The 20,768-nt window shown below is 35.2% G+C and carries 19 protein-coding genes; 11 read left to right on the top strand and 8 right to left on the bottom strand.

The annotated features are described in order from the left end of the window. Nucleotides 1-6: 6 nt before the first annotated feature. The 3 genes from AC57AW_RS02740 to AC57AW_RS02730 all read right to left on the bottom strand — a co-directional run bounded on the left by AC57AW_RS02740 (nt 7) and on the right by AC57AW_RS02730 (nt 4,091). Nucleotides 7-1,761, bottom strand: a complete 1,755-nt coding sequence (locus tag AC57AW_RS02740) for a peptide MFS transporter (RefSeq protein ID WP_318848687.1) — start codon at nt 1,759-1,761, stop codon at nt 7-9. 132 nt (nt 1,762-1,893) lie between these two features. Next, complete coding sequence (locus tag AC57AW_RS02735) at nt 1,894-3,549, bottom strand: peptide MFS transporter (protein WP_496350744.1); 1,656 nt, start codon at nt 3,547-3,549, stop codon at nt 1,894-1,896. Nucleotides 3,550-3,716: 167 nt separating this feature from the next. Then, nucleotides 3,717-4,091 (bottom strand): helix-turn-helix domain-containing protein, encoded by a 375-nt coding sequence (locus AC57AW_RS02730; RefSeq protein ID WP_496350743.1) that lies wholly within the window; start codon nt 4,089-4,091, stop codon nt 3,717-3,719. A gap of 150 nt (nt 4,092-4,241) precedes the next feature. On the opposite strand from AC57AW_RS02730, the gene AC57AW_RS02725 reads away from it, so the two are divergent. The 3 genes from AC57AW_RS02725 to AC57AW_RS02715 are packed head-to-tail and all read left to right on the top strand — an operon-like array spanning nt 4,242 to nt 6,833. Then, the gene (locus AC57AW_RS02725; protein ID WP_047382371.1) at nt 4,242-4,436 is read left to right on the top strand and encodes a hypothetical protein; all 195 of its coding nucleotides are present in this window, start codon (nt 4,242-4,244) and stop codon (nt 4,434-4,436) included. 54 nt (nt 4,437-4,490) lie between these two features. Next, a complete protein-coding gene (locus AC57AW_RS02720; RefSeq protein ID WP_496350742.1) occupies nt 4,491-5,999 on the top strand; it encodes a thioredoxin domain-containing protein in 1,509 nt (502 codons plus the stop codon). 9 nt (nt 6,000-6,008) lie between these two features. After that, on the top strand, nt 6,009-6,833 hold the full coding sequence (locus AC57AW_RS02715; RefSeq protein ID WP_496350741.1) for a GLPGLI family protein: 825 nt from the start codon (nt 6,009-6,011) through the stop codon (nt 6,831-6,833). Between the two features lie 54 nt (nt 6,834-6,887). On the opposite strand, the gene AC57AW_RS02710 is transcribed toward AC57AW_RS02715, so the two are convergent. Both AC57AW_RS02710 and AC57AW_RS02705 read right to left on the bottom strand, forming a co-directional pair. Next, complete coding sequence (locus AC57AW_RS02710; RefSeq protein WP_496350740.1) at nt 6,888-9,017, bottom strand: S9 family peptidase; 2,130 nt, start codon at nt 9,015-9,017, stop codon at nt 6,888-6,890. A gap of 94 nt (nt 9,018-9,111) precedes the next feature. Further along, nucleotides 9,112-9,333: a bacteriocin-like protein gene (locus AC57AW_RS02705; RefSeq protein WP_496350739.1), complete on the bottom strand. Its 222-nt coding sequence runs from the start codon at nt 9,331-9,333 to the stop codon at nt 9,112-9,114. 123 nt (nt 9,334-9,456) lie between these two features. On the opposite strand from AC57AW_RS02705, the gene AC57AW_RS02700 reads away from it, so the two are divergent. Beyond that, the gene (locus AC57AW_RS02700) at nt 9,457-9,930 is read left to right on the top strand and encodes a hypothetical protein (RefSeq protein ID WP_496350738.1); all 474 of its coding nucleotides are present in this window, start codon (nt 9,457-9,459) and stop codon (nt 9,928-9,930) included. Between the two features lie 10 nt (nt 9,931-9,940). Beyond that, nucleotides 9,941-10,129, top strand: coding sequence for a DUF6496 domain-containing protein (locus AC57AW_RS02695; RefSeq protein ID WP_047382380.1), 189 nt, complete (start codon nt 9,941-9,943; stop codon nt 10,127-10,129). A gap of 73 nt (nt 10,130-10,202) precedes the next feature. Here the strand turns inward: AC57AW_RS02695 and glgP are convergent, their stop codons facing one another. Beyond that, on the bottom strand, nt 10,203-11,867 hold the full coding sequence (gene glgP, locus AC57AW_RS02690; protein WP_496350737.1) for an alpha-glucan family phosphorylase: 1,665 nt from the start codon (nt 11,865-11,867) through the stop codon (nt 10,203-10,205). A 203-nt stretch (nt 11,868-12,070) separates the two neighbouring features. Here glgP and AC57AW_RS02685 point away from each other — a divergent pair, with 203 nt between their 5' ends. The 5 genes from AC57AW_RS02685 to AC57AW_RS02665 all read left to right on the top strand — a co-directional run bounded on the left by AC57AW_RS02685 (nt 12,071) and on the right by AC57AW_RS02665 (nt 18,839). Beyond that, a complete protein-coding gene (locus AC57AW_RS02685; RefSeq protein ID WP_318848693.1) occupies nt 12,071-12,868 on the top strand; it encodes a hypothetical protein in 798 nt (265 codons plus the stop codon). Nucleotides 12,869-13,073: 205 nt separating this feature from the next. Further along, nucleotides 13,074-15,176: an FIDD domain-containing protein gene (locus AC57AW_RS02680; protein WP_496350736.1), complete on the top strand. Its 2,103-nt coding sequence runs from the start codon at nt 13,074-13,076 to the stop codon at nt 15,174-15,176. 88 nt (nt 15,177-15,264) lie between these two features. Then, nucleotides 15,265-15,855: a DUF1572 family protein gene (locus AC57AW_RS02675; protein WP_496350735.1), complete on the top strand. Its 591-nt coding sequence runs from the start codon at nt 15,265-15,267 to the stop codon at nt 15,853-15,855. Nucleotides 15,856-15,921: 66 nt separating this feature from the next. Next, entirely contained in the window at nt 15,922-17,268 is a 1,347-nt protein-coding gene (mtaB, locus tag AC57AW_RS02670; protein ID WP_318848696.1) for a tRNA (N(6)-L-threonylcarbamoyladenosine(37)-C(2))-methylthiotransferase MtaB, read from the top strand. A gap of 53 nt (nt 17,269-17,321) precedes the next feature. Then, on the top strand, nt 17,322-18,839 hold the full coding sequence (locus AC57AW_RS02665; RefSeq protein WP_318848697.1) for an FMN-binding glutamate synthase family protein: 1,518 nt from the start codon (nt 17,322-17,324) through the stop codon (nt 18,837-18,839). Nucleotides 18,840-18,924: 85 nt separating this feature from the next. Here the strand turns inward: AC57AW_RS02665 and AC57AW_RS02660 are convergent, their stop codons facing one another. Continuing rightward, nucleotides 18,925-19,695: a hypothetical protein gene (locus AC57AW_RS02660; RefSeq protein ID WP_496350734.1), complete on the bottom strand. Its 771-nt coding sequence runs from the start codon at nt 19,693-19,695 to the stop codon at nt 18,925-18,927. Between the two features lie 55 nt (nt 19,696-19,750). Here AC57AW_RS02660 and AC57AW_RS02655 point away from each other — a divergent pair, with 55 nt between their 5' ends. After that, nucleotides 19,751-20,188 carry an RNA-binding S4 domain-containing protein gene (locus AC57AW_RS02655; protein WP_496350733.1) on the top strand — a complete coding sequence of 146 codons (438 nt, stop codon included), beginning with the start codon at nt 19,751-19,753 and terminating at the stop codon, nt 20,186-20,188. 12 nt (nt 20,189-20,200) lie between these two features. On the opposite strand, the gene AC57AW_RS02650 is transcribed toward AC57AW_RS02655, so the two are convergent. Then, nucleotides 20,201-20,716, bottom strand: coding sequence for a shikimate kinase (locus tag AC57AW_RS02650; protein ID WP_318848700.1), 516 nt, complete (start codon nt 20,714-20,716; stop codon nt 20,201-20,203). Nucleotides 20,717-20,768: the final 52 nt, after the last annotated feature.

Below are 20,768 nucleotides of genomic sequence, written 5' to 3'. Positions count from 1 at the left end.
ATGCAGTTAGTTTACACCGTGCATCATTTTCTTTAAGATAGGTGAAATTAAACCTAAAATCACAGAAGCGATACCACAAAGTACTACGAATACCATAAAGAATTCGAATAGGTTATGGATCTCAAATCCTACAAATGTAGGGTTGTGTAATGGTAACTGAGCTTTATCAAAAGCAGCTACCTGATCTGCAGTTAAGGTTACTTTTTTATCTAATACATCCTGAAGATTAACTCCTATTTCTTCCGCTTTTTTGAATTTATCACCTGTTGCAGGGATAAGTGCTCCTAATGAACCAGCTAATGCATAACCGGCAGCGTTAGAAATGAAGAATACACCGTATAGTAATGAAGCAAATCTTTTTGGAGCCAGTTTACCTACTAGTGATAAACCGATTGGAGAAAGACAAAGCTCACCACAAGTTTGGATGAAGTACAATAGCATTAGCCATTTGATTGCTAATAAACCTGAACTTCCTAAATCTTTTACATTGTGTGCAATGATGAAATAAGAAAGAGCAATTAATGCCAATCCCATTGCTTGTTTGAATGGAGATACCGGCTCTTTTCCTTTTGCTCTTAGTTTATCCCAACATAAGCTGAAAGGAACGGCCAAAAGAACTACGAAAATTCCGTTGAAGATCTGAACCATTGAAGGTGGCATATTCCATCCGAAAATGTTTCTATCCGTCTGGTTATCTGCGATAAATGTTAACGAAGATCCTGCCTGTTCGAAAGCTGCCCAGAAAAAGATAATGAAGAAAGAAACGATATAAATTACCCAGATTCTTTGTCTCTCAATCTTGTTTTCAGCAGAAGACATAATCAGGAAGGCAAGAGAAATACCCGCTGCATAGATGAAAGGATAAATAATCCCTTTGATCAGCTGACCCATTTCTACCGCTTTAAATCCAAATTCTCCTACTAGAAGATATCTGAAAGCAAAGAATAAAATAATAAATATCCCCCCAGTGATTCCTAAAGCCTGACCAGAGAATTTAGCTGTTTGCGTTTCTCCTTCTTCAAAGTCAGCACTGGTATTGTTTTTTGGTAATCCTCCGATAGGTCTTCCTTCCGGAGTTACTACATACTTATTTTTAAGGATAAAGAATGTTATTGTTCCAATTATCATTGCGATTGAAGCGGCTAAGAATCCCCATTTGAAAGCGAAAATGTCTCTTACGCCAGTCGCAGCATCTTTTACATCTCCTACGTATGGACAGATAAACTGACCTAAGAATGCTCCGATGTTGATCCCCATATAGAAGATGGTGAAAGCAGAATCCAGTTTAGATTTTTCCTGTTTTGGATAAAGACTTCCTACCATTGAGGAAATATTCGGTTTGAAGAATCCATTACCAAAAATGATAACGAACAATGCCAGCCACATAATCATTTTAGCACTTCCAATGTCTGCTGAAAAAGTTGATGCACTAATGAATAATAAGAATTGGCCAATAGCCATTAATGATCCTCCAATGATGATCGCGAATCTATTTCCGATATACTTATCAGCAATAAATCCTCCCAAAAGAGGTGTTAAATAACATAACGCTAGAAATCCACCATAGATGATTGCAGCATCAGCTTCTTTTATTAATAAGGAATTTACCATGAAGAGCGTCAAAAGTGCTCTCATCCCATAAAAGTTGAAACGCTCCCACATTTCTGTTCCGAAAAGAACCCATAATCCTTTAGGATGCCTGGAATTCTTATTCTCTACAAATTCATCCGGTTTCGGACTCAATGCTTCAATATTATCCATTTCTATTGTTAATTTTTGTTAAGACTGACAAATATAGTTTATTTTGGGTTTTTGGCAAGGTTTTAATTTTATTTTTAAATAAAAAAGCTGCGGAACTATTCCGCAGCTTGCTAATCGTTATAATATCAAGGATTAATGCCCTTTTTCTTTCATGATTTTGTTCAGTCTTTTTAACATAGAAAGACCTAAAAGTGTAGCAAATATTAACAAACCGAAGTTGACAAGGAAGTAATTCGTCTTGTTTTCGTAATTATACCACGTACTTGCCAGGATTCCTGAAAGCTTATTTCCCACAGAGTTGGCCAGGAAGAAACCTCCCATCATCAATGCAGTGATCCTTGCAGGGGAGAGCTTGGAGACAAATGAAAGTCCCATTGGAGACAAACATAATTCCCCGATGGTAATTACTCCATAGCTGGCAACAAGCCATAGGGGAGACACTTTTACAGCACCATTATCTCCGGCCATCACTGCTAAAACCATCACCAGGCAGGAAAGCCCTGATATAAATAATCCTAAAACAATCTTGGTAGGCGTTAAAGGTTCTTTTCCTTTTCTTCTCAACAAGGCCCAGAATCCAACGATCACAGGAGTCAGCGCGATAACCCAAAACGGATTGATAGACTGGAATAATTCCGTATTGTACAGAAATACTTTATTCTCAGGATTCTTCTCGAGAACGGCTCGTTGTTCAGTGGAGATGTTTTTAAAATAAACATCTTTCCCCATTTCTTTCTTAGTCTCTCCTTTGTCATCCTTTTGGGATCTGAACTGATTGTCATACACCGGAGTTTCTTTGTTCTCATAGCTTTTACCTTCCACCATATAGATATCTTCCAATGGTTTTTCAAGAGAAGCGGGAACACTTCTGTCTGTATAATAGTTCGCCCACCTCGTTAAAGCTGTACCATTCTGTTTGAATACCGCCCAGAAGAACATACTGATCAGAAATACTGAAAGTAATGCTCCGATGGAAGCTTTTTCATCAGGTTTCGCTTTGAAGTAAAGAGAAGCGTAAAAGTAAATTACAGGTACACAAGCAAAAATAAAGGCATCTGTACTATCACTTCCAAAAATATTGTTAGGAATAAACCAACCTATTCCTCCAGCAATAATGGCAGGAACAAATACTTTAAGCATGATTTCGGAAAGTTTTGTATCTCCTTCCTGTACAGGTTTCATCTGTGCAGCATGAATGTAGTGCTTTCTTCCGATCGTAAAAATAACCATACCAATCAACATACCGACTCCGGCAGTGATGAAAGCCTCACCCCAACCGAACTTGTTACGCATGAAAGCCGCAATAATGTTACAGATAAATGCTCCGATATTGATTCCCATGTAGAAAATATTATACCCTGAGTCTTTATTAGCTTTATAAGGCTCTTCAGAATAAAGGTTTCCTAATAATGTGGAGATCGTAGGTTTAAAGAAACCATTTCCAATAATAATTAATGCAAGTGAGGAATAAAACAAAGGTAAATCCTTAAAAACACCCATTCCTATATATCCGGCAGCCATTAAAAAACCTCCCAGATAGATAGATTTAATATATCCTAAAACTCTGTCTGCAAGGAATCCACCAATGAAGGGAGTCAGATAAGTTAAAGCAATATAAGTTCCGAAAATATCATCAGCAGTTTTATCTGGAAGTCCAAGTCCGCCTTTCATACCCGTAGGCTCAATAACATACAGAACAAAGATTCCAAGAATCAGGTAATACCCGAAACGCTCCCACATTTCTGTAAAAAAGAGAAAGGGCAGCCCTTTAGGATGTTTAGTCTTCATATATTCAATTTTCAAATTTCCCAAAAATAAGTTTTTAATTTTAATTGATAAAATAAATAATACTTGCCTAAATGATTAATGAAATAAATAAAAAATCCCTTTCAATAAAATTGAAAGGGAAGTGGATTATTCATGAATGATGATATAATTAAATTATATAGAAGCCTCTATGAGCTAAAATCATTTTGAGATTTTAGTATTTGGTTTTCTTCATTTAATTCACGAATCTTTTGTTTTAGAAAATCAATATAATCCTGTAAGTTCTCAATGATTGAATAATTGAAATTTTGGATGTACTGATATTGAGTAGTGTCTTTGAATGTGGAATTTTTATTACTGAACACCATTTCTTCTTCTTCTTTAATATCAGAAATAGAAACACTGAGTGATTCAGCTATTTTCTTCCATTCATCTTCATGTATCCTTACCTCACCCCGCTCTTTTCGGGAATAATTTGAAGGATCAGTAGATAAAATTTTTGCCATCTTCTCTTGAGAGATGCCTTTGAGTTTTCGTAGGTTTCTTAGTTTTTCTTGCTTCATGGTTCTTAATGTCTATTGCAAATATGCAAAACATGTACATGTTCTGCAAGAAATTTGCCAAAAAAATACCTGATCTATTTCTCTTACTGGAGATTTTAATTTATAGTTTTGAAAAGTCAATAATGACACAGAATATTTAATTAAAACATTATGAAAAACAATTCTTTGAAAATGAAGAAAGCAAGTCTATCCAGAAATGAGTTAAGATCACTTAAAGGAGGGAAAATAGGAAACGGAGGAGGAACTATTATCGGAATCGGTGGTGGAGAAGTAGAGTGCGGATGTGTACAAGCTGGTTGTGCTGGAGATGGTAGTGCAAGATGCGGAGGAGGATGTTGTAACTAAAATTAAAATCGTAATCAGCAATGAAATTTCATTGCTGATTATTTTTAAGTATTTATGAAGAAAAATATTAATATATTAACAAGCTATTTAAATCTTGTCGATATCCATATTGATAAGACTGAGTTTGAATACCAATTAAATGGGCATCCGGAATTTCCTAATATTCTGTCTTTTTCCGATACGCTTCATTTTTTTAATATTGATTGCTCAGTGTTTGAAATAGATGTAGAAGACGTTGAATTGTTGCCTAAAAATTTTATATCCATCAATGATGAAGGCTTTAAATTAGAAGACAAAAAGAATTATAATATCTCAGCGTCCAATGTTGTCTTATTAGTTGATAAATCAGAGAGTTTTTACAATGAAAAGAAAAAAAATAATCTTTTCTTATGGAGTAGTCTTTTATTGGGAGCTCTAGTATTGTCTGTTTTATTATTAGACTTTTCTTTCTTTTATGCGGGAATCGCATTTTTATCACTTTCATTTTTAGGAATCTTCCTTTCTTATGAAGCCTATAAAAAAACTCATGGGAAAGGAACCATTATACCTTTAGGAGTATGTCAGAATAAGATGTTAAAAACTGACTGTGATTATGTATTTAATTATAAGAAATGGAAGTTTTTGGATATATCAGAGATCTCTTTATTATTCTTTTTCTGTCAAATTATTAGTTTTATAGTTTTAGCTATATATAAAGATCTGAGTTTTTATTATTTTATATACAAGTATATATTCTATTTGTTTATACCCATCTCATTTGTTTCATTATACTATCAGGTGATTGTTATTAAAAAGCTGTGTCCGGTTTGTATTGGTATCATACTTTGCGTTTATGCCCAGCTGGCTATTTTGCTCTTTTTGCCCAATCCAATAGTAAAGATCAATCCGTTTTCTATTGTTTTGTATGTGCTATTTGTTTCGGCGTCTGCTTTGTTTCTTCTTTATTTAAAAGAAAAAATTAACTGGGATAATAAACTGAAAGAAGAGATTGTAAAAAATTCAAGATTTAAAAAGAACTATACTTTTTTTAGAAATAACCTTTCAATTCAAAAGAAAACTCTTAATGATGATTTTTTAAGTTCATTTAATTTTGGAACTTCAGATTCAAATTTAACGTTGACTTTAGTAACCAATCCTTCTTGTAAATATTGCAAAGAATTCTACCCAACATTTATGAGAATCATAAATAATTACAGTAATAAAATTAATATTCGCCTTGTGCTGGATGCAGATCTGGAAAATTTTTCAGAAGAATTAGGTTCTACATATATAAATATGGCGAGCATTTATGAAAATTCGGAGGATAAAACCACATTTTTTGTAGCTTTGGAAGAGTGGTATAATATAAGAGCAGATAAAAATGGTGTAAGCAAATGGAATAAGAAGTATTCTCATTTGTTTACCAATCAGGATAATGTCATTTCTATTTTAAATAACCAGAAAAAATGGAGAAACATCAATGATATTAATTTTACACCAGATATTTTTATCAATGGATATCAATACCCTATAGAATATGACAGGGCAGATTTGGAATATTTCTTATCTGAAATGATTGACTAGAATTAAACTATGAAAAAGCTATTATTTTTATTATTGGGAACATTTATCTGTTTTTCACAAAGCAACAGATTTGTGTATGATGTTGTATATAAGAAAGATTCCACTTCAAACAATCTTATCAAAGAAAATTTTAATCTGGATATTTCTAAAGATGATTTGACCTATTATAATAGAATATATTATATCAATGATTCAATATTTGCGACTAAAAATCAATATGGATTTAAAGGGTATAAACAGACTTCATTTCTGATTAAAAAAAATAATAGTAATGAATACCAAAACTATGAATATATAGGAGATGTGAATTTTTATAAAATTGATGAAAAGGCGGAACAGAACTGGAAAATTACAGATAGTATCAAGATTGCTGATGAACTTCACCTTCAAAAGGCAACAACACAATTTGGAGGAAGAAGTTGGGTAGCATGGTTTTCTAAGGATATCCCCATTCCTTATGGACCTTATAAATTTAATGGTTTACCTGGACTTATTATGGAATTGTATGATGCTAAAAAAGATTATCACTTCAAAGTTATTAAAAGTGAAAAAATTCAGGATTCATATAAAAAGGTTTCATTAGAAAATTCTATTTCCAGAGCAATTCCTGTTAATCAGGATAAGCTGGATAAATTGAAATTAGAATTATATGATAGTCCTTTTAAATATATATTGAATGGAAGACTGACTTTACCAGAAGGAAAGAAGCTGCAACTTGATGACGGAACCGTTCTTAGCAGAGAAGAACTGAAACCTGCTGAAGCAAATGAAAGAAAAAAATTAAAAGCCTTTAATAATCCTATAGAATTAGATAAAGCTGTAAAATATCCTTAATAAAAACCCCTTTCAAAAGTTTGAAAGGGGTTTTTATTAGATATAATGTATTGTTTATAAATTATTCAAGATAAAATCAGTCATTTTTTGATACAACTGAGGTCTTGTCTGTCCACCATAAATTCCGTGGTTTTTATCTGGATAAGCCATAAAATCAAACTGTTTTTTGTTTTGAATCAAAGCTTCAGAGAATTCCATAGAGTTCTGGAAGTGAACGTTGTCATCGGCAGTTCCGTGGATTAATAAGAATTTACCTTTCAACAGGTTCGCATATTCTGTAGGAGAGTTTTTATCATATCCATCAGGATTTTCCTGAGGTGTTCTCATAAATCTTTCCGTGTATACAGAGTCGTAATATCTCCAGTTGGTTACCGGTGCTACAGCAATTCCCATTTTGAAAACATCTGCTCCTTTAGTCATTGCCAGACTGGTCATGTAACCACCGAAGCTCCATCCGAACATTCCGATTCTGCTTTTATCAACATAAGATTGGTTTCCAAACCACTTCGCTGCAGTAATCTGATCTTCAATCTCATATTTCCCTAAATTCATATACGTTACTTTCTTGTATTTCGCTCCCTTGTAACCGGTTCCACGGCCATCTACACAAGCTACAATATATCCTTTTTGTACAAGATGATTAAACCACATTGCATTTCCGTTATCCCATGAATTGGCAACCTGCTGAGATCCAGGTCCGGAATATTGGAACATAAATAAAGGATACTTTTTATTCGGATCAAAGTTTTTAGGCTTCATGATCCACGCATTCATCTGATCGCCTACCGCATTTGGAATAGTAATGAATTCTTTTTCAACAAAATTATCCGTTTTTAATTTCTGTAACTGATCATTGTTGTTCTGAAGTTCTTTTACTGCTTTCCCGTTTCCGTCTTTTAAAACGTAAGTGTAAGGTTTTGCGGCTGTAGAAGAGGTTTCAATGAAATAATTATAATTCTTGCTGAAATTAGCAGAGTTGTTCCCTTCTGCATTGGAGATCAGTTGAGATTTTCCGTTTTCAATATTTACTTTGGAAACTACCTTATTAACACTCCCTTTCTCGGTAGTCTGAACATAAATTTCTTTCGATTTTGGATTGAATCCATAATAATCAGTTACTTCCCAGTTCCCTTTTGTGATCTGCTTTTTAAGCTTACCATCTTTATCATACCAATAAAGGTGGCGGTTTCCATCTCTTTCAGAAGCCCAAAGGAAAGAATCATCTTCAAGGAATTCAAGAGTAGGGCTGTCTGTATCGATCCATTTATCATCAGTTTCAGTAAATAGCTTCTGAACAGCTCCGGTTTTAGTATTTACCTTTAAAATATCTGAGGCATTCTGAATTCTCTCAGAAGTAATTAGAACAATTTCATCTGGTTTTGCAGTCTGGAATACATTCGGGATATAATAATTTTTGAAAGAACCTAAGTTAAGCTGCATCGTTTTTCCATTGTCAAGACGATATAGCTGTGCAGAAACTATAGAGTTTTTTTCTCCAGCTTTTGGATATTTATAACGCATCTCAGCTGGGTACAAGCTTTTTCCGTAGATGGGAATATAGATTTCCGGTACTTGCCCTTCGTCAGATTTTACAAATACAATTGCATCGGAGTTTTTAGTCCATTCATACTGTCTTGCGTGTCCGAATTCCTCTTCATAAACCCAATCTGCCAAACCATTCAGGATTGAATTTTTTTTGCCGTCAGTAGTGATCTGTGTGATCTTTCCTGAAGTCAGGTCCTGATAGAATAAATTATTGTCCGAAATAAATGCCACTTTTGTAGCATCAGGTGAAAATGTTGGCTCCTGAACCGTTTTACCCTCATTCAGACTGATTACTTTTCCGGATTTTAAGTCTTTTACCTCAAATTTTCCAAGGAAAGAATGTCTGTAAATAGGCTGGCTTCCTGTCTGTAAAAGGATTTTAGATTCATCATCAGAAAAAATATAGCTTTCAAACTTTCCGTCCACAAGATTTCCTTCTTTCTGTGAAGTTTTATAAGAATATTTTGCAATTCCAGAGGGTTCAATCACAAGATAGTTTTCACCGTTTTTCATGGAAGTGATTCCTGCAATCCCTTTTCCACGGTAATATCCTGAATATATTTTATCTAAAGTAATATCCTGTGCTGATACATTTTGGAATACGGCAGCAACAGTAAGAGTTAATAAGAGTTTTTTCATTTCTAATTTTAATGATTCCAAATTTAATAATTCTTACTTATATAACCATTATAAAATAAAAATCAGGACTTGATGTCCTGATTCTGTGTTATAATTAAGCTTCGTGCATTGTACCCGGATTCTCTGTTTCCGGCGGATAATATCCTTCAGGAGCGCAGAAAGGGTATGCATGAGCACAGGTAGAATCTAGTCCGCCTCCAATCCACCAGATTCTGAGTTGGCAGGTAACTTCGTCTACGCATCTTTTCATTCCTGGTAAAACACCTCCGTGTACTTCTTTTAATTGTAGTCTTGAAATTTTTTTGAAATTTTTCATGGTTAAATATTTTTAGTTCGACTCTAAAGTAATAAAAAATATTCAGTAATGAAATTTAAAAAAAACGCAATTTGGCAAAAAAATTGAATATATAATAACTGTAAATCAAATCAAATGATAATTATGGAAACGAATGCATACAACCAGAAACTGAACCGTTATGTATTAAACGACCAGATTGTTTATACAGGTTTTTCCAGTTTTAACGACGCAGAAGAATGCGCACATAAAAAAGGAGGAACATTGGTAGAAGTAGTATTTAGAGACGGGAATGATAATCCTGAAATTACTGATGAAGCAGGTTTGATAGAGAAAAAACTTCATTACCATGTGTATGCAGGCGATGAATACAAGTTTATCCACTCCTCAGATCCCGGATTCAGAAAATATGCGGATGAATTGCAAAAAATTAAAGCGAGACAACAGCAATCTCCACCCGATGAAAGATATTTCGCCAATTTTGAAATTGAAAATGCGGAGGACCCGATTATTGTGCTCAAAAATGATCATTTTGAATCGGTAACATCAAGAGAGCGTTCAAAGTATTTGAAGCATGCCTGCGTTTATGAATTAGGGATATCCCTGCCAAAATCTTAAAAATCAAATCATGAGCAAAACTAAATATTCAGAAAAAGCTCAGGACAAAGTAGGAAAAGTGATGCACGAATTTAAGGAAGGAAAATTGAAATCTTCTTCCGGTAAGAAAGTGACAAGCAGAAAGCAAGCCGTAGCCATCGGTATTTCCGAAGCAAAAGAAAAAGGACTGAAAGTGCCTGCAAAGAAAAAAAGTAAATAAATCTATACATCAATGCCCGGAAATTTTCCGGGCATTGATGTATGAGAGGTGAAATTGCAGATTTGCATTTTCTCTATTTTGTTTCATTATAAAGCACTCTATAATATTCATCCGCCATCCTGTCACTGTTGAAATGATCTTTCACATCATTCATTGCATTGTGCTGGATTTTTCTCCATTGATCAGGATGATCATAATAGGTTGGAAGAATTTCGTTTTCAAGGATTTCATATAATGTATTCAAATCATAATTATCCTGTTCATAGATGCTCATATTCATATAATCTGCTTTTGGAACAACGAAAGAGTTTTCTCTATGTTTTGCAAATTCCGGGATCCATCCGTCATCAGTGGATAAATTCACTGAACCGTTCATGGCAGCGGTCATACCGGAAGTTCCTGAGGCTTCCCTTGGAACCCTTGGGTTGTTAAGCCATAAATCCGAACCTTGCTTTAAGGATTTACTTAAAGAAAGTTCATATCCTGTAAGAACAGCTATACTTTTATGATTTTTGCTTTCTTCAACCAGAGTATTGAATGTAGAAATGGCAGAATAGTCCATTGGATAAGGTTTTCCTGCCCAAATGATCTGTACCGGATATTTAGGGTTATTCAGAAGCCTGTAGAATCTTTCTTTGTCGTGTAAAAGAAGATCTGCTCTTTTGTAGCCTGCAAACCTTCTGGCCCATACAATGGTAAAAATGTTAGGGTTAAATAAATTTCCCGTTTGATCTGCAACAATACTGAAAAGCTTTTTCTTCAAATACTTTTTACGGTAGTCAAAAACGGTGGCATCATTTTCATCTTTGGCATTGTATAAAGGTTTATCAGACCAATATTTAAATTCCTGAGCGTTGGTGATAGACGTAATTTCACAGATGTCAGAATATTTATTCCACATTGCTCTGGAAACCACACCATGAAGCTGAGAAACTCCGTTGGCGATTCTGGCCATCTTTAATGCACAAAGAGAATGGTTAAAACGGTCGTCATCAGAACCTTCAATCTTTTTCACTTCTTCCATGCTGTAGCCGGAGAAATAGGACATATCATAACATAACCTGAAACTATGTTTTTCATTTCCAGCTTCTTCAGGGGTATGCGTTGTGAAAACCAGTTTTTCCTTAACTTTATTGAGGTCTCCGTTGTATTTTTTCAACAAATAGAAAGCTGCGGGAAGTCCGTGAGCTTCGTTAAGATGATAAACATCTCTTTCAATATTCAGTTCGTCCAATAATTTAGCGCCTCCTTTGCCTAATAAAATATATTGGGCAAGCTTGGTAGATTCATTGGCATCATATAGTTTGTGGCAGATTGTTTTGGAAACATGATCATTTTCCGGAACATCTGTGGACAGGAAGAACATGGGTGCCGTATTGAACGTTTCAGGATCAAGGTACCATACTTTTACCCAAACCGGAGCACTGTGAATTTCGATTTGAAATTTTATTCCGGTGTCTTCAAGAAAACTGTACATTTTTCTCGTCCATACAGGCTGTAAAGTCTGATCATGGTTTCTTGCCTGGTCATAATAACCAAACTTCCATAGAATACCGATTCCTATAAGATCCTGCTTAAGATTATAGGCGCTTCTCATATGCGATCCTGCCAGAAAGCCAAGTCCTCCCGAATATATTTTAAGTACCTGCTCAAGGGCAAATTCCATCGAGAAATAGGCGGTTTTTTTGGAATATTGAGGATTGATATTGTAGGGTATTTTGAAATTCCTAAAATCCATAAATGTGCGTTTGTGTTAGAAAAGGCAAAGGTATTAATTATGAAAATAAACTTTACATTAATTAACAGATAAATTAATGTGAAAACTAAGTGTTGAATTGTTTTTTTACTTACCTTTAAGTGTGTAAATTTTTGATTATCAAAAACTTTTAACGATGAAAGCCCATGGCTGCATGTGTTCTTAATTAAATAAAAATACCACACATGAAAAAGACGTTTTCTGAGGAAGATCTGATAAAGAATCTGAGTTTATATTATCTGAACAGGCATTTGAAAAAAAAGCCCATAGAGAAGTATCACCGTACCATAGACGAATCTCCGCTTCATGACCGTGAAAAATACAGAAAGAAATCCGAGATTCTGCTTCTCAATTCTTTTATGCATCACTTCCCCGAAGTGAAATTTGAAAACCTTACCTGCGAAAGTCCAGACTTTATCGCAAAGTTAAACGACAAAAAAATTGGAATAGAACTGACTGAAGTGATCAATCATCTGGAAATGAAGAAAGTGGAAAGTACATTGAATAAAATGTTCCGTCAGGCAGAAATATTATTAGAACAGGAAGACACTACGAAATATCGTGGTGTTTATTTTTTAGAATTCCACCCGGAAACTAAATTTGATCATCTGGAAGCACAGCAGGAAAATATTATCAGTATTTATAAAAGCATCAAAAAAAATAAAGCTGTGGGGTGTGTAAAAAGTGTAAGAAAATCTTTTCACCGCAGAAATGTTTTTATCACCCACGAATACAGTATGAACCTTTTTGATGAACTCTGCTCCGAAAAGATTCTGGAACTCATTGAAAAGAAAAATGAAAAATTTCCTTACTATGACACTTCAGTGGATGAATGCTGGCTCGTGATTGTTTCAGATATGAATTCTATTGCTTCAAGATATACCTTTATTCAGGATAAAGAACATTTGACAGAAGTGAAAAGTCCTTTCCATAAAATATTTCACCTTGAAAATTTGTGTGGGAATATTACCAGTATAAAATAAAAGTTTTGTCTTTTGATTCGTGTGTTTAATTATTTCGTGCTTTAATCTGTGATTATATGAACTATTTTAAATCATTTGGTATTTTAATTTGAAATAGTTTAAAATTATTTAGATTTTGTTGTTTGTAATTAAAATATGGGTATATTTGGTGTGCGTTGAATATCAATACGATGTGTAACTAATGAACCATAAAAACATGTAATCTATGAGAAAACTTCTACTTTTCATACTTCTATGCATCTCTCATACTTATTATTCTCAGGCAGATTGTGCTACAGCATTGTCAGTCTGCGGAAACTCAAATATCACTTATAGTCCCACCGGATATGGTGATATAAAAGAATTGGTAAACTCAGGAAGTTGTATAGATTTTACCGGTGAGCACAATTCTATCTGGTATAAAATTACAATTGCTACTGGAGGTACCCTTACTTTTGATCTGGTTCCGAATAATCCGGATGCCGATTATGACTGGGCTATTTTTGGTCCTAATGTGACCTGTGGAAGCTTGGGATCACCCATACGCTGTAATGCTGCAACGGTTATTGGTCCCGGTCCTGCTACAGGATTAAATATGACAAGTACTCTTCTGAGTGCTGCAGGGGGTTCTCTTACACCATATTGCAGATATATGGATGTTTTACCAGGACAAACGTATTATTTGTTTATTGACAACTGGGTAAGCAGTACCAGTTCTACAACAGCTCCGTTTTCTTTGACATGGGGTGGAACTGCCACACTGGCTTCACCGTTTACAGACCCGAATATCCAGACGCAGCCATTTACTCCTCCCGGGATTCCGGCGGCTAATCCTGCTGATCCAAGAGAAGTGGTAATATGCTCAAGTACAGCTCTGTTTGATTTCTCTACATTGTCTGCAGGAATTCTTAACGGAAATCAAAACTTCAATGTAAGTTATCATCTGAGTCAGAATGATGCTTTAACAGGGAATAACCCTATTACGGCTCCAAAAACAGTAAATACAACTACAGTTTACTATTACAGTATCAATTATACCGATCCCACCAATGCCACCAATCCGCTTAATAAATGTAAACAGGTGGGGGTATTTAAATTCAAAGACGGTTCTATTACCGTTAAAAATGTTACATTAACCGAGTGTAACAATAATAATGCTGGTACAGCTTTATTTGATTTAACCACTGCAGATGTTATTGGAAATCCGAATGTCACTAAAAAATACTATCATACGATGTCGGATCTTAATGCCGGTATCAATGAGATTACAACTCCTATGGCATTTGTATCTGCAGAAGGGATGGTTTATGTAAAAGTAATCTCAGAATTTGGCTGTACTGCGGTTGCACAGATCACCTTGAAATTTTATCCGGTAGTCGTAGTGAATGAAGTGACACTGAGATCATGCTTCATTGAGGGCAATCCATCCACAGCTTCTTTTAATCTTGTAAATGCTTCGGTAACAGGTCAGACAAATCCTACAAAAAAATATTACCCTTCAATGACAGATGCCGTTAATCAGACTAACGAAATTCTGAATGCTAATAATTATATTGCTCCTAATGGATTTGTATATGTAAGAGTTTCCAATGCTCAGGGATGTTATACCGTAGCCAGAATTACTTTAGTCGTTATTGCGCCGGTATATTCTGCTACCCTTAAAGATGTAACCATTTGTGCAGAAGATCAGACCACGCTGGATGCGGGGCCAGGATTCAAAAGCTACGAATGGAGTACAGGTGCCACTACCCAAACAATCAAAGCAGGAATTGGAGTGTATTGGGTAAAGCTTAAAACAGGAGAATGTATTGCTATACAAACGGTAAAAGTACTTCCTTCCGAACAGCCGGTTGTTTCCGGAATTGATATTTCGAATAATACAATTACAATATCTGTAACAGGAGGAAATCCGGCATATAAATATTCAATAGACAATATCATTTGGCAGGACTCCAATGTTTTTAATAATCTTTCGAGAGGAGATCATAAAGTATACGTGAAAGATGCTTATGATTGTGATCCGATAGAAATAGGAGTGGTTGTACCTAATTTGGTTAACGTGATTACCCCGAATGCAGATGGAGTGAATGATGTGATTGATTATTCAGCATTAGGCATCAAACAAAACCTGATCATGAATATTTTTGACCGTTACGGAAACAAAATCTTCCAGGCTGACAAATCAAATGGTTATAAATGGGATGGTACACAGGGCGGAAGAAGAGTGCCTACCGGAACTTACTGGTATTCTATCACATGGAATGAAAATGATAAAAATAGTACAGCAATCAAATTTACAGGCTGGGTATTGGTGAAAAACAGAGAATAAGAATAAATATAATACATAGATAAAATCACTTCGTTTGAAGTGATTTTTATTTTTGAAAGGTTTTAAATTGGTTATCAAAATAGAAAAAATGAAAGACTTGCTCGTAAAACGTTTTGAATATTATAAATCCCTGGGAGATAAAACATTTGGACAGCTTACCGATGAGCAGATGTTCTGGCAGTATAATGATGAAAGTAATTCTATTGCTGTCATTGTGAAGCATCTTGCAGGAAATATGCTTTCAAGATGGACCAATTTTCTTACTGAAGATGGAGAGAAATCATGGCGTAACCGTGACGGAGAGTTTGTTAATACATTTACAACTAAGGAGCAGGTACTGGATTTTTGGGAAAAAGGCTGGGAATGTTTTTTTGATGCTCTTGAAAAGATAAATGATGATAATCTCTATTCAACAACTTATATCAGGGGGGAAGCACACCCAGTCATTGATGCTGTTCTCCGCCAGCTGGCTCACTATCCTTACCATATCGGTCAGATTGTTTATATCGCGAAAATGATAAAAAATGAAGACTGGAATACACTGTCTATTGCCAGAAACCGTTCTCAGGAGTTTAATACAGAAATGAAAACTAAGTTTTTAAGCGATGAACCGGACGCCAATTCATCACCGGTCTGCTTTCAAAACAGCCCTGAAGTAAGGGATGAATTTAAACAATAGACTGAATCAATCTTGGATTCTTATTAAAATTACTATCTTTGCACCCATAAAATTCAGGAGTAACAAATGTCTACTTTTCATAGAACTGCCGCGTTTCATACACTTGGCTGCAAATTAAATTTTGCAGAAACATCTACTATTGCCCGTCAATTAACAGATGCAGGTTATGATAAGGTAAGTTTTGATGATAAAGCGAATGTGTATGTTATCAATACGTGTTCTGTGACAGAAAATGCTGACCGTGAGTGTAAACTGCACGTAAAAAGAGCAATGAAAGCCAATCCGGAAGGACTGGTTGTTATTGTTGGATGCTATGCACAGCTGAAACCTGAAGAAATTTCACAAATTGAAGGAGTTGACCTTGTTTTAGGGGCAAAAGAAAAATTCAATATTCTAAGTTACCTTGACGATTTAGAGAAATCTGAAAGTGAAGGAGTAGTTCACTCATGTGAAATTGAAGAAACAGACTTCTTTATTGGAAGTTACTCTATTGGTGACAGAACCAGAGCTTTCCTGAAAGTTCAGGATGGTTGTGATTATAAATGTACATACTGTACGATTCCGTTAGCAAGAGGAATTTCACGTTCCGATACTATTGAGAATGTTCTCAGAAATGCTACAGAAATTGCTGCAAAAGACATCAAAGAAATTGTTCTTACAGGGGTGAATATCGGTGATTATGGTAAAGGAGAATTCGGAAATAAAAGACACGAACATACTTTCCTTGACCTTATTTCAGAACTGGATAAAGTAGAAGGGATTGAAAGAATCCGTATATCTTCTATTGAACCCAATCTGTTGAAAGATGAAAGTATTGAGCTGGTTTCTAAAAGTAAAAGCTTTGTTCCGCATTTTCATATCCCATTACAGTCCGGAAGCGATGAACTCTTGAAAAAGATGAAACGTCGTTATCTTACAAAACTGTATAATGACAGAGTAAACAAGATCCGCGAGGTAATGCCTGATGCGGCTATTGGTGTAGATGTTATTGTAGGATTCCCGGGAGAAACCGAGGAAATATTTATGGAGACTTATAATTTCCTTAATGAACTTCCTATTACTTACCTTCACGTATTTACTTATTCTGAAAGAGAAAATACGGAAGCCGCTGCAATGGAAGGCGTTGTTCCAGTAGCTGAAAGAAAAAAACGTAATAAAATGCTTAGAATTCTTTCTGAAAAGAAGAAAATGGCATTCTATCAGACCCAACTTGGTAAATCGCTTCCTGTTCTTTGGGAGCACGAAAATAAAGACGGGAAAATGTTTGGCTTCACAGAAAATTATGTGAGAGTTCAAAAAGACTTTGATCCTGCATCAGTAAACAAAATCGAATTTCTAAATTTAGAAAAAATCCTGTCAGATGGCACGGTTTCAGTGCAATCTTCCTACCAAAATTTTTTAGCAAAAGCATAGGCTCTTTGCAAAATTTCCACTAAATTTATTTTTAAACTTTAAATACTACATTCATGAGAGATAAGTTTTTATCTTGGGGAATTGTATTAGTAGTTGCTACATGGATTATAGCACTGCTGATCAGAACGCATTACTGGATACCAACACTGTTATCCGCAATCTATGCATTAGGTGTGTACAATGCTTATCAATCGAAACATGCTATTTTGAGGAACTTTCCTGTATTGGGATACTTCAGGTATTTTTTCGAGAGTATTTCACCCGAAATGCAGCAATACTTTATTGAGAGGGAGACAGACGGGAAACCATTTCCAAGAAATCAGCGTTCTGCAGTATACAGACGTGCAAAAAATTTAAGCGATACCGTTGCTTTTGGTACACAGCTGGAAGTAAATCACAGAAAATATGAAGGGATCAAGCATTCTATTTATGCAAAATCACCATCAGAAGAACTTCCGAGAGTATGGGTAGGAGGAGAACAATGCACCCAACCTTACCATGCTTCTTTATTTAATATCTCTGCCATGAGTTTTGGGGCATTGAGCGACAGAGCTCAGATTTCCCTGAACAGAGGGGCTAAAAAAGGAAATTTTTACCATAATACAGGAGAAGGAGGAATTTCACCCCACCATATGGAAGGAGGTGATTTATGCTGGCAGATCGGAACAGGATACTTCGGATGCCGTGATGAAGAAGGAAAGTTCAATCCAGAGCTTTTTGAAAAATATGCTACACTTCCTAATGTGAAAATGGTTGAGATTAAACTATCACAGGGAGCAAAACCGGGACATGGAGGAGTACTTCCAGGTGTAAAAAACACTCCGGAAATTGCAGCGATCCGTCACGTAACACCAGGGATGACCGTTATTTCACCACCATCACATACATCATTTTCAGATGCTGCCGGATTGCTGAGGTTTGTACAGCAGCTGAGAGAACTTTCAGGAGGAAAGCCTGTTGGCTTTAAACTTTGTATAGGTGATACCAAAGAATTCGAGGATGTTTGTGTGCAAATGAATGTGCTGAAGATTTATCCGGACTTTATTACCATAGACGGAGCTGAAGGAGGAACAGGAGCGGCACCACCTGAATTCTCAGATGGAGTAGGGATGCCATTAGAGCCGGCTTTGATATTCGTGAACAGAACGCTTAATAATTATAATTTAAGAAATAAACTAAGAGTAATTGCCAGTGGTAAAGTTCTTACCAGTCTTGATATCCTGAGAGCTGTTGCAATGGGAGCCGATATGTGTAATAATGCCAGAGGATTTATGTTCTCTTTAGGATGTATCCAGGCGTTAAGATGTAATACAAACAACTGTCCTACAGGAGTCGCTACGCAGGATAAAATGCTTATCAAAGGACTTGAAGTGACTGATAAGGCAGAAAGAGTATATCATTTCCATAAAAATACACTTCATACCTGCAATGAATTGATTGCAGCAGCAGGAAGAAGTTCTTATGAAGAAGTAGATGCTACTATGTTTATGAGAGGAGATGAATTTGACCACCTTGCAGACCTTTATTTCCCGGATATCTTAGGGAATGTGAAGCAGAAGGCAAAATATTAATTTTGATAACCGTATGATATAAATAAACCCCACAATGAGCATTGTGGGGTTTATTTATTATTTTATTTAAACTTTACGCTATGACTTATGGTCTTGTAGCTCTGCTATACACCTGGAAGTTGAAAACGAAAGTTTTGTTTCTCAACGAAATCACCTGGCTATAACCTGGGTAATTGTATGGGAAATAAGGATCTCTTGCAAAAGCAGCTCTTGAAGGAACAATAATTACTCCCTGTAAGTTATATGGTGATTCGCTAGGGAAGTCGTTAAATGCTTTAAATTTCTGCAAAGCTTCACTGAAACCTTCAATCATATAATAGCTTGGCTTTTTTGCTGCATCAGTGGTCGCATTTTTGATCAATGGATCCTCCTTGTCTTTTACATCAGAAATATAATAGAATTTAGGATCAACTGCAGGAATTCCAGTTCCGTTGATTGTATTCATAAAGTCTGTAGCAGCAGTAAATAAAGATTTTCCATCCGTATTGATTGCCAGATAAGTAGTCGCTTTCATCATTACTTTAAGAATATCAGTGCTGCCAATATCTTTTGCATCAGTTGGCGAAGGTTGAGCTCCGTTTCTCATGATATAGATAGTTCCCGAAGGAAGTGTTACAGGACTCAACTCAGATAATTTTTTTTCATTATCATCCGCAGTATCCGTAGAACTGAATGCCTTTATATTTCCCTGTGCATCGAGATAGTTCTCATCCATGAACTTCTTAATGGCTTGATCGTCATAGGTGTTTTGTGTTGTTATATCTTCTGGCTCTACATAACTATCTATTGTGTCATCTTTTTTACAAGCAGAAAAGCACAAAGATCCCGCAAGGATATATAAAAATATTTTTTTCATTTCAAAAAACTTTAATTACTTTACAAATAATATAACGGCAAAAGTATAAAAAATTATGAGAATAGATAAATTTTTATGGAGCATTCGTTTTTATAAGACGAGAAGTGTTGCAGCAGAGGAGATTAAAAAGAATAGAGTTTCTATAGGAACGTCTGCCGTAAAGTCATCTAAAGAGGTAAAAGAAGGAGATGTTATTAAAATCCGTAAGAATCAGATTGATTATAAAATAAAAGTGATTCAGATTCCTAAAAGTAGAATAGGAGCCAAACTGGTCTCACTTCATATCCAGGATGTTACTGATAAAGAGCAATACGAATTACTGATACTTCGTAAAGCATCACAGGATTATTACAGAAACAAAGGAGAGGGAAGACCTACCAAAAAAGACAGAAGAGATATGGATGACTATGTAGGAAATGATATCGCTTCAGACTTTACAGACTGGGATGATTTCTTTGGGGAAACAGGTGGTGAAAAAGAAGATGAAGATTAAAATAAAAAAGCTCTAGAGATAGAGCTTTTCTATTATTTCGTTGACAATGTCTTCCGGTTCTCTGGAATCTGTACCTACAGTAAATTGTGCTTTACTGTAAAACTGATTTCTTTCAAATAAATGTTTAGCGATGAATTCCGGGAGGTCTTCATCAGATATATTGGCAATCAACGGCCTTTTTTCTTTCTGTTTTGACAGTCTTTCAACCAATGTTCCCACAGAACTTCTTAAAAAAACACTTTTAGAACTATGATTGATGATTTCCATATTATTGTAATAAACAGGAGTTCCTCCACCAAGGCTTAAAACTAAGTTTTCTTCTGAAGCCAATATCTCTTCCAGGGCCTCTCTTTCCAGCTTTCTAAAGTAAATTTCACCCTTCTTTTCAAAAATTTCCGGGATGGTTAATTTATTTCTTCTGGAAATCTCTTTATCGAGATCAATCAATTTAAAATCGATTTTTTCGCTTAATATTTTGGAAATGTGAGATTTGCCACTTCCCATGTATCCGATCAATGAAATTACCATGAATTTTTTTTAAACAAATTTGCGAAAAAGTTTTGAGATAAAGAAAAAAGTC

The sequence above is a fragment of the Chryseobacterium sp. BGA-UO-ETr-SB22 genome, assembly GCF_059567885.1.
Note: the sequence above shows the minus strand (reverse complement) of the source record. Positions and strands in the feature narration are given on the sequence as shown.